This is a genomic window from Streptomyces sp. T12, from assembly GCF_028736035.1.
GTDB lineage: Bacteria > Actinomycetota > Actinomycetes > Streptomycetales > Streptomycetaceae > Streptomyces.
In genome coordinates, this window is record NZ_CP117866.1 from 10536276 (window position 1) to 10554779 (window position 18504).

General features: G+C 69.1%; 19 protein-coding genes. 12 read left to right on the plus strand and 7 right to left on the minus strand.

Annotated elements, in window-relative coordinates; translation table 11 throughout:
• Positions 1-13: 13 nt before the first annotated feature.
• The 6 genes from PBV52_RS47075 to PBV52_RS47100 all read right to left on the minus strand — a co-directional run bounded on the left by PBV52_RS47075 (position 14) and on the right by PBV52_RS47100 (position 5181).
• On the minus strand, positions 14-403 hold the full coding sequence (locus PBV52_RS47075; RefSeq protein ID WP_274247964.1) for a MarR family winged helix-turn-helix transcriptional regulator: 390 nt from the start codon (positions 401-403) through the stop codon (positions 14-16).
• 83 nt (positions 404-486) lie between these two features.
• Positions 487-837 carry a VOC family protein gene (locus tag PBV52_RS47080; RefSeq protein ID WP_274247966.1) on the minus strand — a complete coding sequence of 117 codons (351 nt, stop codon included), beginning with the start codon at positions 835-837 and terminating at the stop codon, positions 487-489.
• A gap of 162 nt (positions 838-999) precedes the next feature.
• Complete coding sequence (locus PBV52_RS47085) at positions 1000-2031, minus strand: LacI family DNA-binding transcriptional regulator (protein WP_274247968.1); 1032 nt, start codon at positions 2029-2031, stop codon at positions 1000-1002.
• Complete coding sequence (locus PBV52_RS47090; protein WP_274247970.1) at positions 2028-2936, minus strand: carbohydrate ABC transporter permease; 909 nt, start codon at positions 2934-2936, stop codon at positions 2028-2030. The genes PBV52_RS47085 and PBV52_RS47090 overlap by 4 nt, the downstream gene beginning before the upstream one ends.
• Entirely contained in the window at positions 2933-3856 is a 924-nt protein-coding gene (locus tag PBV52_RS47095; protein ID WP_274247972.1) for a carbohydrate ABC transporter permease, read from the minus strand. The genes PBV52_RS47090 and PBV52_RS47095 overlap by 4 nt, the downstream gene beginning before the upstream one ends.
• Complete coding sequence (locus tag PBV52_RS47100; protein WP_274247974.1) at positions 3853-5181, minus strand: extracellular solute-binding protein; 1329 nt, start codon at positions 5179-5181, stop codon at positions 3853-3855. The genes PBV52_RS47095 and PBV52_RS47100 overlap by 4 nt, the downstream gene beginning before the upstream one ends.
• Positions 5182-5365: 184 nt before the next feature.
• On the opposite strand from PBV52_RS47100, the gene PBV52_RS47105 reads away from it, so the two are divergent.
• From PBV52_RS47105 to PBV52_RS47115, 3 genes are all read left to right on the plus strand, one after another.
• The gene (locus PBV52_RS47105) at positions 5366-7387 is read left to right on the plus strand and encodes a beta-galactosidase (RefSeq protein ID WP_274247976.1); all 2022 of its coding nucleotides are present in this window, start codon (positions 5366-5368) and stop codon (positions 7385-7387) included.
• A 111-nt stretch (positions 7388-7498) separates the two neighbouring features.
• Positions 7499-9067, plus strand: coding sequence for an arabinogalactan endo-1,4-beta-galactosidase (locus PBV52_RS47110; RefSeq protein ID WP_274247979.1), 1569 nt, complete (start codon positions 7499-7501; stop codon positions 9065-9067).
• Positions 9068-9269: 202 nt separating this feature from the next.
• Positions 9270-9557, plus strand: a complete 288-nt coding sequence (locus PBV52_RS47115) for an ArsR family transcriptional regulator (RefSeq protein ID WP_274247981.1) — start codon at positions 9270-9272, stop codon at positions 9555-9557.
• An 83-nt stretch (positions 9558-9640) separates the two neighbouring features.
• Here the strand turns inward: PBV52_RS47115 and PBV52_RS47120 are convergent, their stop codons facing one another.
• The gene (locus PBV52_RS47120; protein ID WP_274247982.1) at positions 9641-10111 is read right to left on the minus strand and encodes an SRPBCC family protein; all 471 of its coding nucleotides are present in this window, start codon (positions 10109-10111) and stop codon (positions 9641-9643) included.
• A gap of 274 nt (positions 10112-10385) precedes the next feature.
• On the opposite strand from PBV52_RS47120, the gene crcB (PBV52_RS47125) reads away from it, so the two are divergent.
• From crcB (PBV52_RS47125) to PBV52_RS47165, 9 genes are all read left to right on the plus strand, one after another.
• The gene (gene crcB, locus PBV52_RS47125) at positions 10386-10847 is read left to right on the plus strand and encodes a fluoride efflux transporter CrcB (protein WP_274247984.1); all 462 of its coding nucleotides are present in this window, start codon (positions 10386-10388) and stop codon (positions 10845-10847) included.
• Complete coding sequence (locus PBV52_RS47130; RefSeq protein ID WP_274247986.1) at positions 10844-11224, plus strand: DUF190 domain-containing protein; 381 nt, start codon at positions 10844-10846, stop codon at positions 11222-11224. The genes crcB (PBV52_RS47125) and PBV52_RS47130 overlap by 4 nt, the downstream gene beginning before the upstream one ends.
• The gene (crcB, locus tag PBV52_RS47135; protein ID WP_274247987.1) at positions 11221-11595 is read left to right on the plus strand and encodes a fluoride efflux transporter CrcB; all 375 of its coding nucleotides are present in this window, start codon (positions 11221-11223) and stop codon (positions 11593-11595) included. The genes PBV52_RS47130 and crcB (PBV52_RS47135) overlap by 4 nt, the downstream gene beginning before the upstream one ends.
• A gap of 96 nt (positions 11596-11691) precedes the next feature.
• Positions 11692-12531 carry an undecaprenyl-diphosphate phosphatase gene (locus tag PBV52_RS47140; protein WP_274247989.1) on the plus strand — a complete coding sequence of 280 codons (840 nt, stop codon included), beginning with the start codon at positions 11692-11694 and terminating at the stop codon, positions 12529-12531.
• Between the two features lie 166 nt (positions 12532-12697).
• The gene (locus PBV52_RS47145; RefSeq protein ID WP_274247991.1) at positions 12698-13375 is read left to right on the plus strand and encodes a FadR/GntR family transcriptional regulator; all 678 of its coding nucleotides are present in this window, start codon (positions 12698-12700) and stop codon (positions 13373-13375) included.
• Complete coding sequence (locus PBV52_RS47150; protein WP_274247993.1) at positions 13372-14811, plus strand: amino acid permease; 1440 nt, start codon at positions 13372-13374, stop codon at positions 14809-14811. Before PBV52_RS47145 ends, PBV52_RS47150 begins: the two co-directional genes overlap by 4 nt.
• Positions 14812-14861: 50 nt before the next feature.
• A complete protein-coding gene (locus PBV52_RS47155) occupies positions 14862-15878 on the plus strand; it encodes an asparaginase (RefSeq protein ID WP_274249976.1) in 1017 nt (338 codons plus the stop codon).
• 135 nt (positions 15879-16013) lie between these two features.
• Positions 16014-17423 (plus strand): aspartate ammonia-lyase, encoded by a 1410-nt coding sequence (gene aspA, locus PBV52_RS47160; RefSeq protein WP_274247995.1) that lies wholly within the window; start codon positions 16014-16016, stop codon positions 17421-17423.
• Positions 17424-17470: 47 nt separating this feature from the next.
• Entirely contained in the window at positions 17471-18412 is a 942-nt protein-coding gene (locus PBV52_RS47165; RefSeq protein ID WP_274247997.1) for a glutaminase, read from the plus strand.
• Positions 18413-18504: the final 92 nt, after the last annotated feature.

Consider the following 18504-nt stretch of genomic DNA (forward strand, 5'->3'; position numbering starts at 1 on the left):
CCGCCGTCCGGCCTCAGTCGCCCAGCATCCGGGCCAGTACGTCGCGCTGCAGCGGCAGGACCTCGGCGTGCAGGTCGCGGCCCTTGCCGGTCAGCGCGACGAACACGCCGCGCCGGTCCTCCGCGCAGACGGAACGCTCCACCAGGCCGTCCTTCTCCAGCCGCCCGATGAGCCGGGACAGCGCGCTCTGGCTGAGATGGACCCGTCCGACGAGGTTCTGCACCCGGCACTGCTCGCCCTCCTCGGGCGCTGCGGACGCGAGCATGTCGAGCACCTCGAAGTCGCTCGCGCCCAGGCCGTGCGGGTGCAGCACGCGGTCGATCTCGCACATGGTGCGCGCGTGCACCGACAGGATGTCCCGCCACCGTTCCTCTAGCCCTGCGTCGGCCGTCTTCACTGCCATACCGGCACGGTAGCACCGATCCGGCCATTTGTTGACTGTGCAATTAGTGCACGCGCAAGCGAAGTGCGGCCGACGTCGGGCGCTCAGCCGGTCGGGTCCTGGAGGATGCCGACGAGATTGCCGTCGGCGTCCTTCACGGAGGCGATTAGCCTGCCGCCACCGACGTCATGGACGTCCTGGAGCGTCTCGGCGCCCGCTTCCAGCAGGGCCGCCAGGGTCGTCCTGATGTCGTCGACGTGCCAGTAGGGGACCGGACCGGTCATGCCCTTCGCGTGCCCGTTGGGGTCCAGGCCGACGTCCTGTCCGGCGTCCTTGAAGCCGACGTAGTACGGCTCGTTCGCGTACGGTTCCGTGCCCAGCAGGGCCCTGAACAGGGACTTCGTCCCGTCGAGGTCCTTGACGGGGTAGATGATCGTGTTGACTCCGGCGGTCATGGCCTACTCCTGACGTGAAGTGTGCGCCGACGGTTTTCGTCGGTGGTTTCACGCTAGGGCGGGCAGCGGTGGGCGGCTTCTCGATTCCTGACCGGTCGCACACCGAGGGCGCGCCCACGGCTGGATCGCCGTGTGGCGCGCCCTCGACGCCCGCTCACGCCCTTACGTCGACTCCCGCTTCACCAGCTCCGTCGGCAGGATCACCGCCGCCGGGTCCTCGCCGCCGATCTGCGCGAGCAGCAACCGCACCATCTCGGCGCTGATGCGGTCGTAGGGCTGGCGCACCGTCGTGAGGGCGGGGGTGGCCTCCGTCGCCGCGGTGGAGTCGTCGAAGCCGCCCACGGCCACGTCCTCGGGCACCCGGCGGCCTGCCCGGTGGAGTGCCGTCAGGGCGCCCTGTGCCATCAGGTCGGAGGCCACGAACAAGGCGTCCATGTCCGGGGCCTGCGCCAGCAGCCGCTCGGTGCCCGCCTCGCCGCTGGCCCGGCTGTAGTCACCGGAGACGATGAGCCGCTCGTCGATCTCGACGCCGGCTTCCGTGAGCACCTCCTTGTAGCCGGCGAGGCGATCGACACCGCCCGGGGTGTCCAGCGGGCCGCTCACCACGCCGATCCGGCGCCGGCCCAGAGACAGCAGGTGGCGCACCATGTCACGGGCGCCGTCCCGGTCGTCCGCCGCCACGTAGCTCACCTTGGAGCCGAGCCCCATGGGCTTGCCGCACTGGACGAGGGGCACCCCCGCCTCGCGCAGTTCGTCGGCCACCGGGTCCCCGGAGTGGCTGGACACCAGCAGCACCCCGTCGACGTGACCCGCCGTGATGTACCGCGTTATGCGCCGCCGTTCGTCCCGCGTGCCCGCCAGCATCAGCAGCAGCGGGATGTCGTGCGCCGCGAGCGCCTGCGTGCAGCCGCTGAGCAGGACGTTGAAGTTGGGGTCCTCGAAGAACCGCTCCTGCGGCTCGGTCAGCAGGAAGCCGATCGAGTCCGAACGCCCCGTGATCAGCGAGCGGGCATGCCGGTTGACGACATAACCCGTCTTGCGGATCGCCGCGTTGACCGCCTCCTGGGCGGCCGGGCTGACGTAGTGCCCGCCGTTGAGCACCCGCGACACCGTGCCCCGTGAGACTCCGGCCTCGCGCGCCACGTCGTGGATCGTCGGCGGTCTGCGTCGGCCCCCCGTGTTGCTCATGGTCATGACTTTACGGCTCCGGAGAGCAGATCGAGGCTCCAGAACCGCTGGATGACCAGGAAGAGCACCACCAGCGGAATGACCGCGAGGAAGGCACCGGTGATCACCAGCGTGTACAGCGCGGGCGTGTTGGCGCCCTGTTCGAGCAGCGTGAACAGGCCCAGCGTGATCGGGAACTTCTCGTCGTCGCTGAGCATGATGTACGGCAGCAGGAAGTTGTTCCAGATCGCCACGAACTGGAAGAGGAACACCGTCACCATGCCGGGCACCATCATCGGCAGCGCGACCCGGGTGAAGATCCGCCACTCGCTCGCGCCGTCCATCCGGCCGGCCTCGACCACATCGCCGGGCACAGCCGCGGCGGCGTAGATCCGCGCGAGGTAGACGCCGTACGGCGAGAGGATCTGCGGGAGCAGCACCCCCAGGTAGGAGTCCGTCAGGTCGGCCTTCGCCAGCAGCAGGTACTGCGGGATGGCGAGGATGACCGGCGGCATCAGCACACCCGCCAGCAGCACGTTGAAGATCGTCTCGCGGCCGCGGAAGCGGTAGATCGCCAGCGCGTAGCCGCTGAACGCCGACACACATGTCGACAGCAGGGCGCCGAGACCGGCGTACAGCGCGGAGTTGCCCATCCACTGCCAGTACACGCCGTCGCGGTAGGCGCTCAGGTCCGAGAAGTTGTCGGCGAAGCCCGTGCCCGGCAGGAAGGTGAACGTGGAGAACAGCTCACTGCCGGACTTGGTCGCCGCGATCACCACCCACGCCACGGGCAGCATGCAGTAGAGCGCGCCGAGGAGCAGCGTGAGCGTGGGAATCAGCGCGATCCGGCGGCGCAGCGGCGGGCGGTTCTGGACGGTGCCGGGCGTGGTGCCGGCGGCCGATTCGGCTTTGCCGACGGCAAGGGAACTCATCGCGCTGCCTCCTGCTTGTTACGACGGTTCGCGGCCCGCAGGAACCCGAAGGACAGCAGCAGCGTGGCCAGGGCGATGATCGTGGCCTGGGCGGCCGCCGCGTAGATGTCGCCCTTGCCGAAGGCGTCCTGGTACACCTTCATCAGCGGACTCCAGGTCGTGGACACGGAGTTGGTGAGCGGCTTGAGGGTGGTCGGCTCGCTGAACACCTGGAGCGTGGCGATGATCGAGAAGAAGAAGGTCAGCACCAGCGACGGCGCCACCATCGGGATCTTGATCTTCAGCGCGATCTGCAGCGGCGTGGCGCCGTCCAGCTTGGCCGCCTCGTACACCTCGGCCGGGATCGCCTGCAGCGAGGTGTAGATGACGATCATGTTGAAGCCGGTGCCGCCCCAGACCGCGATGTTCGACAGGGCGAGGTACAGCGGCCCGCCGTCCAGCAGGTCGGGCTGCGGCAGGCCCAGCTTTTCGAGCACGTAGTAGAACGGGCTGACGTCCGGCAGGTACAGAAAGCCCCACAGCAGCGCGGCCACGACGCCGGGGATGGCGTACGGCAGGAAGATCGCGAGCCGGGTGAAGGGCGCGAGCCGCACCTTGTCGGAGTCGAGCATCAGCGCGAACAGCAGGGCGAGGCCCAGCATCACCGGCACCACGATGCAGCCGTAGCCGAGCACGCGCAGCGCGCCGTCGACCAGCTCGTTGTCGGTGAGGGCGTCGGTGTAGTTCTCCAGACCGGCCCAGACCTCCTTGCGGGCGCCGGCGCCCAGGCCGAGCCCGGAGACCTTCACCTTGTGGAAGCTGAGCCAGATCGCGTACCCGATGGGCAGGGCGAAGAACAGCGCGAAGAGGATCGTTGCGGGGAGGAGGAAGGCGTACGGGGCCCCCTTGACCCCGTACGCCCTCCGGCTTGTGCTGGTCACTCGGAGACCTCGAAGCCCTGCTTCTCGAGGTCGGCGACCGTGTCGTCCTGCATGGTCTTCAGGGCGGCGGCGAAGTCCGACTTGTCCTTGGCGGCCTTGCCGAAGGCGTCCTTGAAGGTCGTGTAGGCGACGTTCACGTTCGGGCCCCAGGCCGACGGAGCCGTCGTCTCGGCGATCTCCGCGGCCTTCGTGTAGAAGTCGGGCTGGTTGGAGAAGTAGTCCGGCGGGGTGGTGAAGGCGCCGCTGAGCTGGGCCGACGTGGAGGCCGGGTAGATGCCGCTCTCCTTGGCCAGTGCGTTGAGGGCGTCGCCGTCGGTGTTCAGCCAGGCGGCGAACTTGGCGGCTGCCGCCTTGTTCTTGGAGTCGGTGGTGACGGCGGTGGAGGAGCCGCCCCAGCTGCCCGTGACGTTCTCGGAGTCCGACCACTGGGGGAGCGGGGCCATGGCCCACTTGCCCTTGGTGTCGGGCGCGGCCGTGGTCAGGGTGCCCGGCGCCCACACGGCGCTGACCCAGGCGATCTGCTTGCCGGTGTTGAGCGCCTTGTTCCAGGCCGGGGTGTACATCGGCTGGTTGTCGACGGCCCCCTCCTTGACGAGGTCGCCCCAGAACCCCGCGACCTTCTGGGAGGCCGCGTCGTCGATGCCGACCTTCCACTTGTCGCCGGAGGTCGTCCACCACTTGGCGCCGGCCTGCTGGGCCAGGCCCGCGAAGAGGCCGGAGTCGTTGGCGGAGAAGGTGGTCAGGTCCTTGTCCGGGGCCTTCTTCTTCAGTGCGCGGGCGGTCTCGGCGAACTCTTCCCAGGTGGCCGGGACCTTCAGCCCGTACTGCTTGAAGAGGTCCTCGCGGTAGTAGAACATCATCGGCCCGATGTCCTGCGGGACCGCGTAGACCGCGTCCGTGCCCAGCGTCGTCTGCTGCCAGACGCCCTCGGCGAACTTGTCCTTCGCGTCGCCGACCTCGCTCGCTATGTCCGCGACCGCGTCATTGCTGACCAGCGTCGGCAGCGCCTGGTACTCGGCCTGGACCAGGTCCGGGGCCTTGCCCGCCTTGTGCGCGGTGAGGATCTTGGTGACCAGCGTGTCGCCGGACGCCTGCTTCTTCACCGTGACCGTGATCTGGTCCTTCTTGCCCTGGCCCTTGTTCCACAGGTCGACGACCTTGTCCATGCCGGGCGTCCAGGTCCAGTACGTCAGCGAGACCGGCCCCGACGGGTCCTCGCTCGCGTCTTCGGATCCGCAAGCGGCGAGGGCGGTGGCGCCGAGGGCGGCGGCGACGCAGGTGGCCGCACTTCTGAAAACGAGTCGCCGACGCTTCGTGATGGGCATGGATCTCTCCCCTGACCTGGGGCCTCCGCCTGCTGCGAGGGCCCGCCATGCTTCTGTGAGCGTTCACAGTAGAGAAACATCCCGGACACTTGTCAATGGTTGTTGCTGTGCGGTTATGTTGGGCTCGCACCGCCGATCCAGTGTGTGCACGTTCCCAAATGATCGACCAAAACGGGAGAGATCCATGCCGGAGACCAACCCCAGGGGCCTCACCGGGCTCGCCTTCGGTGGGGACTACAACCCCGAGCAGTGGCCGGAAAGCGTCTGGCAGGAGGACGTCCGGCTGATGCGGGAGGCCGGCGTCACGATGGTGAGTGTCGGGATCTTTTCCTGGGCCCTGCTGGAGCCCTCACCCGGGGCGTACGACTTCGGCTGGCTGGACCGCCTGTTCGACCTGCTGCACGAGAACGGCATACGCGTCGACCTGGGCACTCCCACCGTCTGCCCGCCGGTGTGGTTCTACCGCGCCCACCCCGAGGCCCTGCCGGTCACGGCGGAGGGTGTGCGCTATGAGTTCGGCTCGCGCGCCGCCATCTGTCACAGCAACGCGGACTACCGTGCGGCGGCCGCGAGCATCACCACCAAGCTCGCCGAGCGCTACGGCGACCACCCGGCGCTCGCGATGGGGCACGTGCACAACGAGTACGGCGTCCCCGTCTCCGCCTGCTACTGCGACTCCTGCGCCGCGCACTTCCGCCGCTGGCTGGCGACGACGTACGAGACGGTCGACGCGGTCAACGAGGCCTGGGGCACGGCCTTCTGGGGCCAGCGCTACACCGACTTCGAGCAGATCAACCCGCCGCGGGCGACGCCGACGGCCGTCAACCCGGCCCAGGCGCTGGACTACAAGCGGTTCGCCGATGCCACCATGCGCGAGAACTTCCGTATGGAGCGGGACATCCTGCACCGCCTCTCGCCGGGCCTCCCGGTCACGACCAACTTCATGACAGCCCTCAGCCAGTGCGACTCCGTCGACTACTGGGCCTGGGGCCGTGAGGTCGACATCGTCACCAACGACCACTACCTGATCACCGACGGCCGCCGCACCCACGTCAACCTAGCGATGGCCGCCGACCTCACGCGCTCGGTGGCCGGGGGAGCGCCCTGGATCCTCCTTGAGCACTCCACCTCGGGCGTCAACTGGCAGGCCCGCAACCCCGCCAAGGCCCCCGGCCAGATGGCCCGCAACTCCCTCACCCATGTGGCGCGCGGCTCCGAGGGCGCCATGTTCTTCCAGTGGCGGCAGTCCCGGCGCGGCGCCGAGAAGTTCCACTCGGCGATGCTGCCGCACGGCGGCACGGACACGCGCGTGTGGCGCGAGGTCGTCGAACTCGGCGCCGCCCTCGACTCGTTGAGCACGGTCCGCGGCACTCGCACGCAGGCCGACGTGGCCATGCTGTGGGACTGGCACTCCTGGTGGGCGCAGAACCTCGACTGGCGCCCCAGCGAGGACCACGACCCGCGCGAGCGCGCCGACGCCTTCTACGAGGTGCTCTACGACCGCCACCTCACGGTCGACTTCGCCCACCCGGAAGCCGACTTGTCGGCCTATCCCCTTGTCGTCGTGCCCGCGCTGTACCTGATGACGGAGACGGCCGGCCGCAATCTGCGCCGGTACGTCGAGAACGGCGGCACCCTCGTCGTGTCGTACTTCTCCGGCATCGTCGACGAGCACGACGCCGTGCACGAGGGCGCCTACCCCGGCCCGCTGCGGGACGTCCTCGGCCTGACGATCGAGGAGTTCTCGCCGCTGCTGCGGGAACAGCTCGTGCGCATCACCGGCCCGGACGGCTCCGAGCTCAGCGGCGACGTGTGGACCGAGTTCGTCGTCCCGCGCGGCGCCGAGACGGTCTGGACGTACGCCGACGGCCTGACCGCGGGCCACCCCGCCGTCACCCGGCACCGCCTCGGTGAGGGCACCGCCTGGTACGTCTCCACCCGCCTGGGCGCCGAGGGCCTCGACGCACTGCTGGGCTGGGCGATCGAGGACGCGCAGGTCGCCCCGCGTGTCGACCTGCCCCGGGACGTCGAGGTCGTGCGCCGCGCCGGCGAGTCGGGCAGCTACCTGTTCGCCGTCAACCACACCGCGTCGGACGCCAAGGTGCCGCTGGAGACGCCTGGCACCGAGCTGCTGACCGGCGAACGGGCCGCGGGCCGCCTCGAGGTCCCCGCGGGAGCCGTCCGGGTCGTACGACTCGACGGCTGAGCCGAACTCCCCTCCGCCCGCGCGTGCCACGAGCCGCGGGCGGAGGGGCTCCTCACCGCCCAGGTGAGGGACCCCCAATCCCCATTTACGTCGAAGGGACGACGGACGACGATGTTCCATCCCAGACGCACCCTCCGAGTCCTGCTGCTGCCGCTCGCAGCCGGACTCGCCCTCACCGCCCTGCCCGCGCAGACCGCTGCGGCGGCCAGCACGCTCACCAACGGCGGCTTCGAGTCCGACGGCACCGGCACGGCGACCCCGGCCGGCTGGTCCACCTACTCGGCGGCCGGCCAGAACTCCGCCTCCTTCACCGAGTCCGGCGGCCACGGCGGGAGTTACCGTCTGACCCACTACGCGTCCTCCGCCTACAAGGTGGAGACGTACCAGTACCTGTCCGGGCTGACCAACGGGAACTACAAGCTCACCGCGTGGGTCCGCTCCGGCGGTGGCCAGAACTCGGCGTACATAGCGCTGAAGAGCTGCGGCGGCACGGAGCAGCGCACCGACCTGCCGGTCTCGGCGAGCGGGTGGATCCGTGTCGTCGTGCCGGTCAATGTGACCAACAACCAGTGCACCATCAGCATCAACAGTGACGCGAACGCGGGCAACTGGATCAATGTCGACGACCTGACCTTCGCGTCCGGCACGGGCGGCACGTCGATCCATGGTGCCGACATCTCCTCCCTCGCCAAGAGCGAGGCCAAGGGCGGCGTCTACAAGTCCAGTTCCGGCACCACCGGCGACGCGGTCACCATTCTGAAGAACGCCGGCATGAACTACGCGCGCCTGAAGGTCTGGGTCAACCCGGCCGACGGCTACAACAACAAGACGCGCGTGCTCGCCATGGCCAAGCGCATCAAGGCGGCCGGCATGAAGCTGCTGGTCGACTTCCACTACTCGGACACCTGGGCCGACCCGGGCGCCCAGAGCAAGCCGTCCGCCTGGGCGGGCCACTCGTACAGTCAACTCAAGACCGACGTGTACAACCACACGTACGACGTGTTGAACGCATTGAAGGCTCAAGGCACCACGGCCGACATGGTCCAGGTGGGCAATGAGATCAACGGTGGCATGCTGTGGAACGAGGGCTCCACGAGCAACTGGTCGCAGCTCGCTGGTCTGCTCAACTCGGGCTACGACGCGGTCAAGGCGGTCAACTCGTCCACCACGGTCGCCCTGCACCTCGCCAAGGGCGGTGACCTGTCCGGCACCCGCTGGTGGTTCGACAGCGCGGTGTCCAACGGCGTGAAGTTCGATGCGATCGGCCTGTCCTACTACGGCTACTGGCACGGCTCGCTCTATGACTTCCAGACGACCCTGGACGATGCGGCCTCCCGTTACGGCAAGCCGGTCTTCGTCGCCGAGACGGCGTACCCGTTCCGTCTGGACAGCGAGGACTCGCACGAGGAGATCATCAACACCACCGGCGAGCTGGTCTCCGGCTACCCGGCGAACACGGCCGGGCAGCGCCGCTGGATGAACGACGTGGCCAGCATCGTGGAGGCCGTCCCGAACGGCCGTGGCCTCGGCGTCTTCTACTGGGAGGCGACCTGGACCGCCGTCTCCGGCAACGGCTGGGACCCGACCGACGCCTCCTCCGGCAACGGCTGGGAGAACCAGGCCCTGTTCGGCTACGACGACAAGGCGCTCTCGTCGATGGCATGGTTCAGCCACCGTTGAGCCCGTCGAGTCCGTCGAGTCGGTGAACAAGGGGCCCGGCCGCGCCCATGCGGCCGGGCCCTCGGCGCGTCCGGGCCGAACGGCCCTGTGTCGTATGGCCGTTCGGTACCGGCCAAGGGGTGAAGAGTGACGGACACGGCCGCTGCGACTGCGGGACAGTGGGAAGAAGCGTGATGACGCGGCCCGACGGAAGGGGGACGAGATGCTGCGGACTTCCGTGAGCGCAAGGCGCCTGGACATCCTGGAATGGCTGAAGGATCCGGCCACGCACTTCCCGGAGCAGGGGGAGGCCGACCCGGTCGAGGACGGCGTCACCGCGGACGCCGTGGCCGCGAAGTTCGGCGTGCCGCGCCCGGTCGCCGAGACCCACCTCGGCCTGCTCGTGGGCATCGGCCTGCTGCGCACGAAACGGATCCGCCGGCGCCTGTACTACCGGCGCGACGAGATGCGGATCGCGGAGGTCGCGCGGATGTTTGAGAAGGGCTGGTAGACGCAGCACAGCGGCTGGACGCCCCACCCCTAGCCCGTCCCGCGTCCCTAGCCCGTCCCGCGTCCCTAGCCCGTCCCGCGTCCCTAGTCCGTCCCACGTCCCGATCCCGCACCGAGCTCCTGATGCTCGCGCACCGCGATCCGGGCCAGCTTCGTCAGCATCATGCCGTTGCGGATCGCGACGACATAGTCGACGGGGAGCCCGTGCATCCGGATGCCGGGACCCCGCAGGGGGTGCCAGTCGAGGACGAAGAGCGTGTGCTCGCCCCAGGGGATCAGCCTCATGGCGATACGGGCCGCTCCGAAGGGATCTGCCTTCGCCTCCAGTTCCAGCCGGTGCTCGGGCTCGCAGACGCGGACGACACAGGTGTCCTCCAGGGCCAGCCGGCCGACACCGACTCGGACTTGCAGACGGGCGCCCACGTCCGGCCAGTGCGGGTCCGCGGCGAGCACCTCCTGGGTGCCCGTGACCCACTCCCCGTAGCGATGGCCGTCGCAGAGCAGGCTCCAGACCTCTGAAGGCGAGCTCAGGATCAGGCGGCGACTCCGGGCCACGCCGACCACACTCCTTCTCCTCAGCTGCGCACCCTGCTCTTCGACAGTAGCCGCGCGGCGCACCTCCAGCACGCGCGGCGGTGTCGCGCGGGGCGCATCCCGAAGTGCCTCCTACGGGCGCCCGGAGTTACCCTGTTGACCGGCCGCGACCACCCTCGCGGCGCGGCGGTGGGGCCCGCCGTACCCGAACCGCGGCAGTGATGGCGCCAACGGTCCCTACTTGCAACGGCGTGGGCCGCATGCCCGGGCCCCGGCGGGTAGGAGACGTACGACCATGACAGTCCCGGAAACCGAGAGCCTCCGCGCCCCCGCCCGCACCGCCCGGCAGCCCGCCTGGCGGACGCAGGCGCCGATCGTCGCGGTGGTCGCAGTCGGCGGAGCCGTCGGCGCCACGGCCCGGTACGCGGCCGCACTGTGGTGGCCGGCCGGCCCGGGCGGCTTCCCCTGGGCGACCTTCTGGACCAATGTCGTCGGCTGCGCCGTGATCGGCGTGTTCATGGTGGTCATCACCGATGTGTGGGCCGCCCACCGCCTCGTCCGGCCCTTCTTCGGCACCGGGGTGCTCGGCGGCTTCACCACCTTCTCCACGTACGCCGTCGACATCCAGAAGCTGGTCGACAGCGGCCACCCCCGCACCGGACTTGCCTACCTCGCCGCCACCCTGATCGCGGCGCTCACGGCGGTCTGGCTCGCTGCGGCGGCGACCCGCCGCGTCCTGAAGTGGAGGCAGCCATGACGAGGCTGACCGGCACAGCCCTGCGCGTGACCGTCTTCGTCGGTGAGCACGACACCTGGCACCACAGGCCCCTGTACTCGGAGATCGTCCACCGTGCCCACGCCGCCGGCCTCGCGGGCGCCAGTGTCTTCCGCGGCATCGAGGGCTTCGGCACGTCCTCCGTGATCCACACCTCGCGGCTGCTGTCCCTGAGCGAGGACCTGCCGGTCGCGATCGTGATCGTCGACACCGAGGAGCGCGTACGGGCCTTCCTGCCGCAGCTCGACGAACTGGTCACCGAGGGGCTCGTGACCCTCGACGAGTGTGAGGTCATCCGGTACGTCGGCCGCGACGACACTCCACGCACATCGGACACGGAAGGTAAGAAGTCGCCGTGAACTGGCTCCTCGTGATCGCAGGCGCCACGGTCGGCGCCCCCCTGCGCTACCTCACCGACCGCGCTGTGCAGTCCCGCCACGACTCGGTGTTCCCCTGGGGCACCTTCGCGGTCAACGTCACCGGCTGCCTGATCCTGGGCCTGCTCACCGGCGCGGCGGCCGCGGGCGCCGCGAGCTCCCACGTCCAGCTGCTGCTCGGCACCGGGCTGTGCGGGGCCCTGACCACGTACTCGACCTTCTCGTACGAGACGCTCCGGCTGACCGAGACGGGGGCGGGGCTCTACGCCGTCGTCAACGTCGTGGGCAGCGTGGCCGCCGGCCTCGGCGCGGCGTTCCTAGGGGTCGCGATCGCCGAGGCGGTGTGGTCGTAGGCGACCGGCCGAGGTCGTCGTATGCCACGGATCCATACCCGCACCTGGTAGGACAGTGCGCGCCACTGTCCCGCCGAACCCCCGGAACTGGATCCCATGAGCGCCATCAGTGTCGGTCAGGCCTTCGTCCTCGGAGCCGTCGAGGGGGTGACCGAGTTTCTGCCCGTCTCCTCCACCGGCCATCTGAAGATCGCCGAGGGGCTCATGGGCATCCCCGTCGACGACGACGCGGTCGTCGGGTTCTCGGCCGTCATCCAGGTCGGTGCGATCGCCGCCGTGCTCGTGTACTTCTTCAAGGACATCGTGCGGATCGTCTCCGCGTGGGTGCGCGGGCTGCGGGACAAGGAGGAGCGGTACCACCACGACTACAAGTTCGCCTGGTGGGTGATCTACGCGACGATCCCGATCATCGTCGTGGGCCTGGCCGCCAAGCCGCTCATCAAGGGGCCGCTCGCCTCGCTGTGGGTCGTCGCGGGGTCGTTGATCGTCGGCAGCGGGGTGATGTGGGCGGCCGATCAGATGGGCCGGCACAAGCGAGGGGAGGACGACACCTCCTTCAAGGACGCGATGCTCGTCGGCAGCTCCCAGATCCTCGCCCTGCTCTTCCCGGGCTTCTCGCGCTCCGGCGCCACCATGTCCACCGCGCTGATGCTGGACCTGGACCGGGTCGCCGCCACCCGCCTGTCCTTCTTCCTCGGCATCCCGGCCCTGACCGGCGCCGGAATCTACGAGCTGAAGGACGCCCTCGGCACGACGGGCACGGGCGCGCTGCCGCTGGCTGTCGGCACCGCCGTCTCCTTCGTGGTCGCCTACGCCTCCATCGCCTGGCTGCTCAAGTTCGTCGCCAAGCACTCCTTCAACGCCTTCGTGGTCTACCGGATCGTCGTCGGGGTGCTGCTGTTCGGGCTGCTGGGCGCAGGCGTGATCAACAGTTGACCGGGTGCGGGCGGGGAATCGATGTGAAGTCTGTTTTCAGGCTTCACATCCGGTGAATCTTTCCTTTCGGTGCCCTTGACACCACCCTCGGCTCACCCGGAGTATCTCTCCCGTGAACCTGTCAGACAGCCGGACAGCCAGTCAGCCTCCGCGGCGCGTCAGCGCCATGGAAGCGGTTCTGGCGCACCTCCGTAGTGCCATCGAGCGCGGCGAGTACGCCATCGGCGACAAGCTTCCCTCCGAGGCCGAGCTCTGCCGCACCCTGGAGATCAGCCGCCCCGTCCTGCGCGAGGCCCTCAGGGCCCTGCAGACCATGGGTCTGACCGTCTCCAAGACCGGCAAGGGCACCTTCGTCGTCGCCAACGCCGTCGAGGACCCCACCTTCGGCGACTACGCGGCCAGCGATCTGCTGGAGGTGCGCCGGCATGTCGAGATCCCCGTCGCCGGGTACGCGGCCCTGCGCCGCACCCCGGAGAACCTCGACCACCTCGCTCACCTGCTCGACCGTATGGAGCGGGAGACGGACACCACCGCGTGGGTCGCGATGGACACCCTCTTCCACCTGGCCGTGGCCGAGTCCGCCCAGAACCCGGTCTTCCGCCGGGTCATCGAGGAGATCCGCGACGCACTGGCGCGTCAGTCGGCCTTCCTCAACGAGCTGGGCGGCCGCCGCGAACAGTCCAACCGCGAGCACCGGGCGATCGTCGAGGCGCTGATCGACGGTTCCGAACTCGACGCGACCGACGCCATGGCCCACCACCTGGACCGCGTCGAGACGACCCTCACCGACATCGTGCGCCCCGCGCGCACGGACAGCCCCACGGAAGGCGGACCCGAGGCGTGAGCGAGCAGCACCTCAAAGAAGAGACGCGCCCATCGTCCGGACACGTCGACGCCGGAGACGCCGGCTACAGCAAGTCGCTGAAGTCCCGGCACGTCAACATGATCGCCATCGGCGGAGCCATCGGCACCGGCCTGTTCCTCGGCGCCGGCGGGCGACTCGCCGACGCCGGCCCATCCCTGTTCATCGCCTACGCGGTCTGCGGAATCTTCGCCTTCCTCGTCGTGCGCGCCCTCGGCGAACTCGTCCTGTACCGCCCGTCCTCCGGCGCCTTCGTGTCGTACGCCCGAGAGTTCATGGGGGAGAAGGGCGCCTACACCGCGGGCTGGATGTACTTCCTGAACTGGGCGACCACCGGCATCGCCGACATCACCGCGGTGGCCACGTACACCCACTACTGGGGCATGTTCTCCGACATCCCGCAGTGGGTGATCGCGCTGATAGCCCTGGCGGTCGTCCTCACCGTGAACCTGATCTCGGTGAAGATCTTCGGCGAACTGGAGTTCTGGTTCGCGATCGTCAAGGTCGGCGCGCTCGTCGTCTTCATGTGCATCGGCATCTTCCTGCTGGTCACCCAGCACCCCGTGGACGGCACCACCCCCGGCCCGTCCCTGATCACCGACCACGGCGGCGTCTTCCCCAACGGCCTGCTGCCCATGCTGCTGATCATCCAGGGCGTCGTCTTCGCCTACGCCTCCGTCGAGCTGGTCGGCGTCGCCGCCGGCGAGACCGAGAACCCCGAGAAGATCATGCCCAAGGCGATCAACTCGATCATGTGGCGCGTCGGCCTGTTCTACGTCGGCTCCGTCGTCCTTCTCTCGATGCTGCTGCCCTGGTCCTCGTACAAGGCGGGTGAGAGCCCCTTCGTCACCGTGCTGTCCAACATCGGCATCCCGGCTGCCGGCGGCGTCATGAACCTGGTCGTGATGACCGCGGCCATGTCCTCGCTCAACTCCGGCCTGTACTCCACCGGCCGCATCCTGCGCTCCATGGCGATGGCCGGCTCCGCCCCCAAGTTCACCTCTGTGATGAGCCGCAGCCAGGTCCCGTACGGCGGCATCCTGCTCACCAGCGGTATCTGTGTCCTCGGCGTCGGCCTCAACTTCGTCGTCCCCGCCGACGCGTTCGAGATCGTGCTGAACTTCGCGGCCATCGGCATCCTCGCCACGTGGGGCATGATCATGCTCTGTCACCTGCTCTTCTGGCAGAAGACCCAGAAGGGCGAGCTCACCCGCCCGAGCTACCGACTGCCGGGCTCCCCCTGGACCGAACTCGTGACGCTGGCCTTCCTCGCCTCCGTCCTGGTCCTCATGTACGCCGACGGAGGCGCCGGCCGCACCACCGTGCTGTGCCTGCCCCTGATCGTCGCGGCGCTGGTCGCGGGCTGGTACGGCATTCGCAGCCGTGTCGCGCGCACCGCAAGCAAGGCCGACGCGTGACACCCGTGTCGGTCGACGACCCCTCATCGACCCACCACCACCAGGCAGTGATGTACAGCAGTTCCATAGCGGACGCACCCCTTGTCCGCGAACCTCTCCACGCCCCCGTCGCCCACCTCATACGCGGCGGAATGACCGAAGGCATCCACTACGGCTCCGTCGTCGTCCTCGGCGCCGACGGCGAGGTCCAGTTCCAGCTCGGTGACATCGAGGCCGCCTTCTACCCGCGCTCCGCGCTCAAGCCCGTCCAGGCCGTCGCCATGGTGCGGGCCGGGCTCCCGCTCGACGGCGAGCTGCTCTCGCTCACCGCGGCCAGCCACTCCGGCGAGGAACGCCACCTCGCCGGAACCCGGCGCATCCTCGAACTCGCCGCGCTCACCGAGGACCACCTGCGCAACGTCCCGGACATGCCGTACGACCCGGTCGTGCGGGACGCCTGGGTGCGGGAGGGCCGCCTGCCCTCCCGGCTCGCCCAGAACTGCTCCGGCAAGCACGCGGCCATGCTGTACGCCTGTCGGCTCAATGGCTGGTCACTGGAGGACTACCTCGACCCCGGGCACCCCATTCAGCAGGCGATCGCCGAGATCGTCGAGGACCTCACGGGGCAGCGGATCGCTCGCACTACCGTCGACGGGTGTGGGGCGCCGTTGTTCTCCGTTTCGCTGCACGGCCTTGCCCGGGCCGCCGCCCGGATCACCACGGCGGCCTCCGGCACTCCCGAGGCGCGTGTTGCTGACGCCATGCGCGAGCACGCCGAGATGGCCTCCGGCACGGGCCGGGACGTTGCCGCGTTGATGCGGGCCGTGCCGGGGCTGCTGGCCAAGGACGGGTTCGAGGGCGTGCAGGTTGCTGCCCTGCCGGATGGGCGGGCCGTTGCCGTCAAGATCGCGGACGGGGCGAATCGGGCGCGGGTGCCGGTTGCTGCTGCGGCGCTTGCTCGGGCCGGGGTCGATCAGGATCTGCTCACCGAGTTCCAGGGCGAGGCGCTTCTTGGAGGCGGTCAGGCGGTCGGGTGTGTGCGGCCCGTTCGTTCGCTGGAGCCGGTTGTTGTTTCGGCTTGCGCCTAGTGATCCGGGCGGACATGACTGCAGGCCGTGTGTGGCTGGTCGCGCCCACGCGGCGGTAGCCGCACATCGATATCGCCCCGCGCCCCTTTCAGGGCGCTGTCACCTCCGTATCTCAGAAAGAGAACCCTCACCCTCATGAACGCCGCCACCCGCAGCGAGCACGATCTGCTCGGCGACCGTGACATCCCCGCCGACGCCTACTGGGGTGTCCACACCCTGCGTGCCACGGAGAACTTCCCGATCACCGGGATGTCGATCTCCGCGTACCCGCACCTGATCGACGCTCTCGCCGCGGTCAAGGAGGCCGCTGCCCTCGCGAACGAGGAGCTCGGGCTGCTGGATCCTGAGAAGGCCGCCGCGATCGTCGCCGCGTGCCGGGAGATCCGCGCCGGCAAGCTGCACGAGCAGTTCGTCGTCGATGTCATCCAGGGCGGCGCGGGCACCTCGACCAACATGAACGCCAACGAGGTCGTCGCCAACCGGGCGTTGGAGTTGCTGGGTCACGCCAAGGGCGAGTACCAGCACCTGCACCCCAACGAGGACGTGAACCTCGGTCAGTCGACGAACGACGTGTACCCGACCGCCGTGAAGATCGCGACGGTGTTCGCGGTGCGCGGTCTGCTCAAGGCGATGTTCGTCCTCCAGGACTCCTTCGCCGGCAAGGCCGTCGAGTTCCGCGATGTACTGAAAATGGGCCGCACCCAGCTCCAGGACGCCGTGCCGATGACGCTCGGGCAGGAGTTCTCCGCATACGCCGTCATGATTGACGAGGACCGGTCCCGTCTTGCCGAGGCAGTCGAGTTGATCCATGAGATCAACCTGGGTGCCACGGCCATCGGTACCGGCCTCAACGCTCCCGCCGGATACGCGGAGTCGGCCCGTCGCCATCTCGCCGAGATCACCGGGCTGCCGCTGGTCACGGCAGCCAACCTGGTCGAGGCGACCCAGGACTGCGGGGCGTTCGTGCAGATGTCCGGCGTGCTCAAGCGCATCGCCGTCAAGCTCAGCAAGAGCTGCAACGACCTGCGGCTGCTGTCGTCCGGGCCGCGTGCGGGGCTCGGTGAGATCAACCTGCCGCCGGTGCAGGCCGGTTCGTCGATCATGCCGGGCAAGGTCAACCCGGTGATCCCCGAGGTCGTCAACCAGGTGGCCTTCGAGGTGATCGGCAACGACGTCGCCATCACCATGGCCGCCGAGGCCGGACAGCTCCAGCTCAACGCGTTCGAGCCGATCATCCTGCACTCCCTGTCGGAGTCCATCACGCACCTGCAGAGCGCCTGCGTGACCCTCGCCGAGCGCTGCGTGGACGGCATCACCGCCAACACCGAGGCCCTGCGCCGGACCGTGGAGAACTCCATCGGCCTGGTGACCGCCCTGAACCCGCACATCGGATACACGGCCGCCACCGACATCGCCAAGGAGGCCCTCGTCAGCGGCCGTGGCGTGGCCGAACTCGTCCTGGAGAAGGGCCTGTTGCCCGCCGAGACCCTCGCCGACCTGCTGCGGCCCGAGATCGTCGCGGGCAGCGGCCAGGCCCTGGCCTGATCAGGCCCGAACCCGCGGATGCGCACCGGGACCGGCAGGGAGGCACAATGGTGATCATGGCAGCGTCAACGTCGTCACTGACCTTCCAGCCGATCCTGGAGCGCATCGCGGAGGAGATCGAGCGGACCCCCGGCCGCGGCCGGCCCGCCGACTACATCCCGGCGCTCGCGGCCTGCGACCCGCGCAGCTTCGGCATGGCCGTAGCGGAACTCGACGGCTCGGTGTACGGCGTGGGGGACTGGCAGGAGCCGTTCTCCACGCAGTCCATCACCAAGGTCTTCACCCTCGCGCTCGACCTGGCCCGCGAGGGCGACGAACTCTGGGAGCACGTGGGCCGCGAGCCCTCAGGCAACCCCTTCAACTCCCTGGTCCAGCTGGAGTACGAGAGCGGCATCCCGCGCAACCCGTTCATCAACGCGGGCGCGCTGGTCGTCACCGACCGCCTCCAGACCCGTACCGGAGACGCGGCGGGCGAACTCCTCGCCTTCCTCCGCGCCGAGAGCGGCAACCCGACCCTGGACTTCGACAAGGACGTCGCCGCCTCCGAATCCACCCACGGCGACCGCAACGCCGCCCTCTCCCACTTCATGGCGTCGTACGGCAACATCGACAACCCCGTGCCGGTCCTGCTCGACCAGTACTTCCGGCAATGCTCGATCAAGGCGTCCTGCGCCGATCTCGCCCTGGCCACCAGCTTCCTGGCCCGCCACGGCGTCCGCGCCGACGGCACCCGCCTGCTCACCCGCAGCCAGGCCAAACAGGTCAACGCGGTCATGCTGACCTGCGGCACCTACGATGCGGCAGGCGACTTCGCGTACCGAGTGGGCCTCCCCGGCAAGAGCGGAGTGGGCGGCGGCATCATCGCGGTGGTACCGGGCCGCTGCACGCTGTGCGTGTGGAGTCCGGGGCTGGACGAGCGGGGGAACTCGGTGGCAGGAGTGGCGGCCCTGGACAGATTCACGACACTGACGGGCTTGTCGGTGTTCTGAGGCGGAACTGCTCGACGCGGAGAACGGCAACGCCATGTGCAGCCTCCACCCCAGGGCCACAATCGATCACCGGCCGGTCATACTCCGGCTTT

What these genes read in the sequence shown, in the direction of transcription:
- PBV52_RS47080 (WP_274247966.1), bottom strand. Translation starts at nt 837, where the DNA reads ATGACCGCCGGAGTCAACACGATCATCTACCCCGTCAAGGACCTCGAC.
- PBV52_RS47145 (WP_274247991.1), top strand. Translation starts at nt 12,698, where the DNA reads ATGGAAGCGGTTCTGGCGCACCTCCGTAGTGCCATCGAGCGCGGCGAG.
- PBV52_RS47110 (WP_274247979.1), top strand. Translation starts at nt 7,499, where the DNA reads ATGTTCCATCCCAGACGCACCCTCCGAGTCCTGCTGCTGCCGCTCGCA.
- PBV52_RS47090 (WP_274247970.1), bottom strand. Translation starts at nt 2,936, where the DNA reads ATGAGTTCCCTTGCCGTCGGCAAAGCCGAATCGGCCGCCGGCACCACG.
- PBV52_RS47075 (WP_274247964.1), bottom strand. Translation starts at nt 403, where the DNA reads ATGGCAGTGAAGACGGCCGACGCAGGGCTAGAGGAACGGTGGCGGGAC.
- PBV52_RS47105 (WP_274247976.1), top strand. Translation starts at nt 5,366, where the DNA reads ATGCCGGAGACCAACCCCAGGGGCCTCACCGGGCTCGCCTTCGGTGGG.
- aspA (WP_274247995.1), top strand. Translation starts at nt 16,014, where the DNA reads ATGAACGCCGCCACCCGCAGCGAGCACGATCTGCTCGGCGACCGTGAC.
- PBV52_RS47085 (WP_274247968.1), bottom strand. Translation starts at nt 2,031, where the DNA reads ATGACCATGAGCAACACGGGGGGCCGACGCAGACCGCCGACGATCCAC.
- PBV52_RS47115 (WP_274247981.1), top strand. Translation starts at nt 9,270, where the DNA reads ATGCTGCGGACTTCCGTGAGCGCAAGGCGCCTGGACATCCTGGAATGG.
- PBV52_RS47165 (WP_274247997.1), top strand. Translation starts at nt 17,471, where the DNA reads ATGGTGATCATGGCAGCGTCAACGTCGTCACTGACCTTCCAGCCGATC.
- PBV52_RS47130 (WP_274247986.1), top strand. Translation starts at nt 10,844, where the DNA reads ATGACGAGGCTGACCGGCACAGCCCTGCGCGTGACCGTCTTCGTCGGT.
- PBV52_RS47140 (WP_274247989.1), top strand. Translation starts at nt 11,692, where the DNA reads ATGAGCGCCATCAGTGTCGGTCAGGCCTTCGTCCTCGGAGCCGTCGAG.
- PBV52_RS47100 (WP_274247974.1), bottom strand. Translation starts at nt 5,181, where the DNA reads ATGCCCATCACGAAGCGTCGGCGACTCGTTTTCAGAAGTGCGGCCACC.
- crcB (WP_274247984.1), top strand. Translation starts at nt 10,386, where the DNA reads ATGACAGTCCCGGAAACCGAGAGCCTCCGCGCCCCCGCCCGCACCGCC.
- PBV52_RS47155 (WP_274249976.1), top strand. Translation starts at nt 14,862, where the DNA reads ATGTACAGCAGTTCCATAGCGGACGCACCCCTTGTCCGCGAACCTCTC.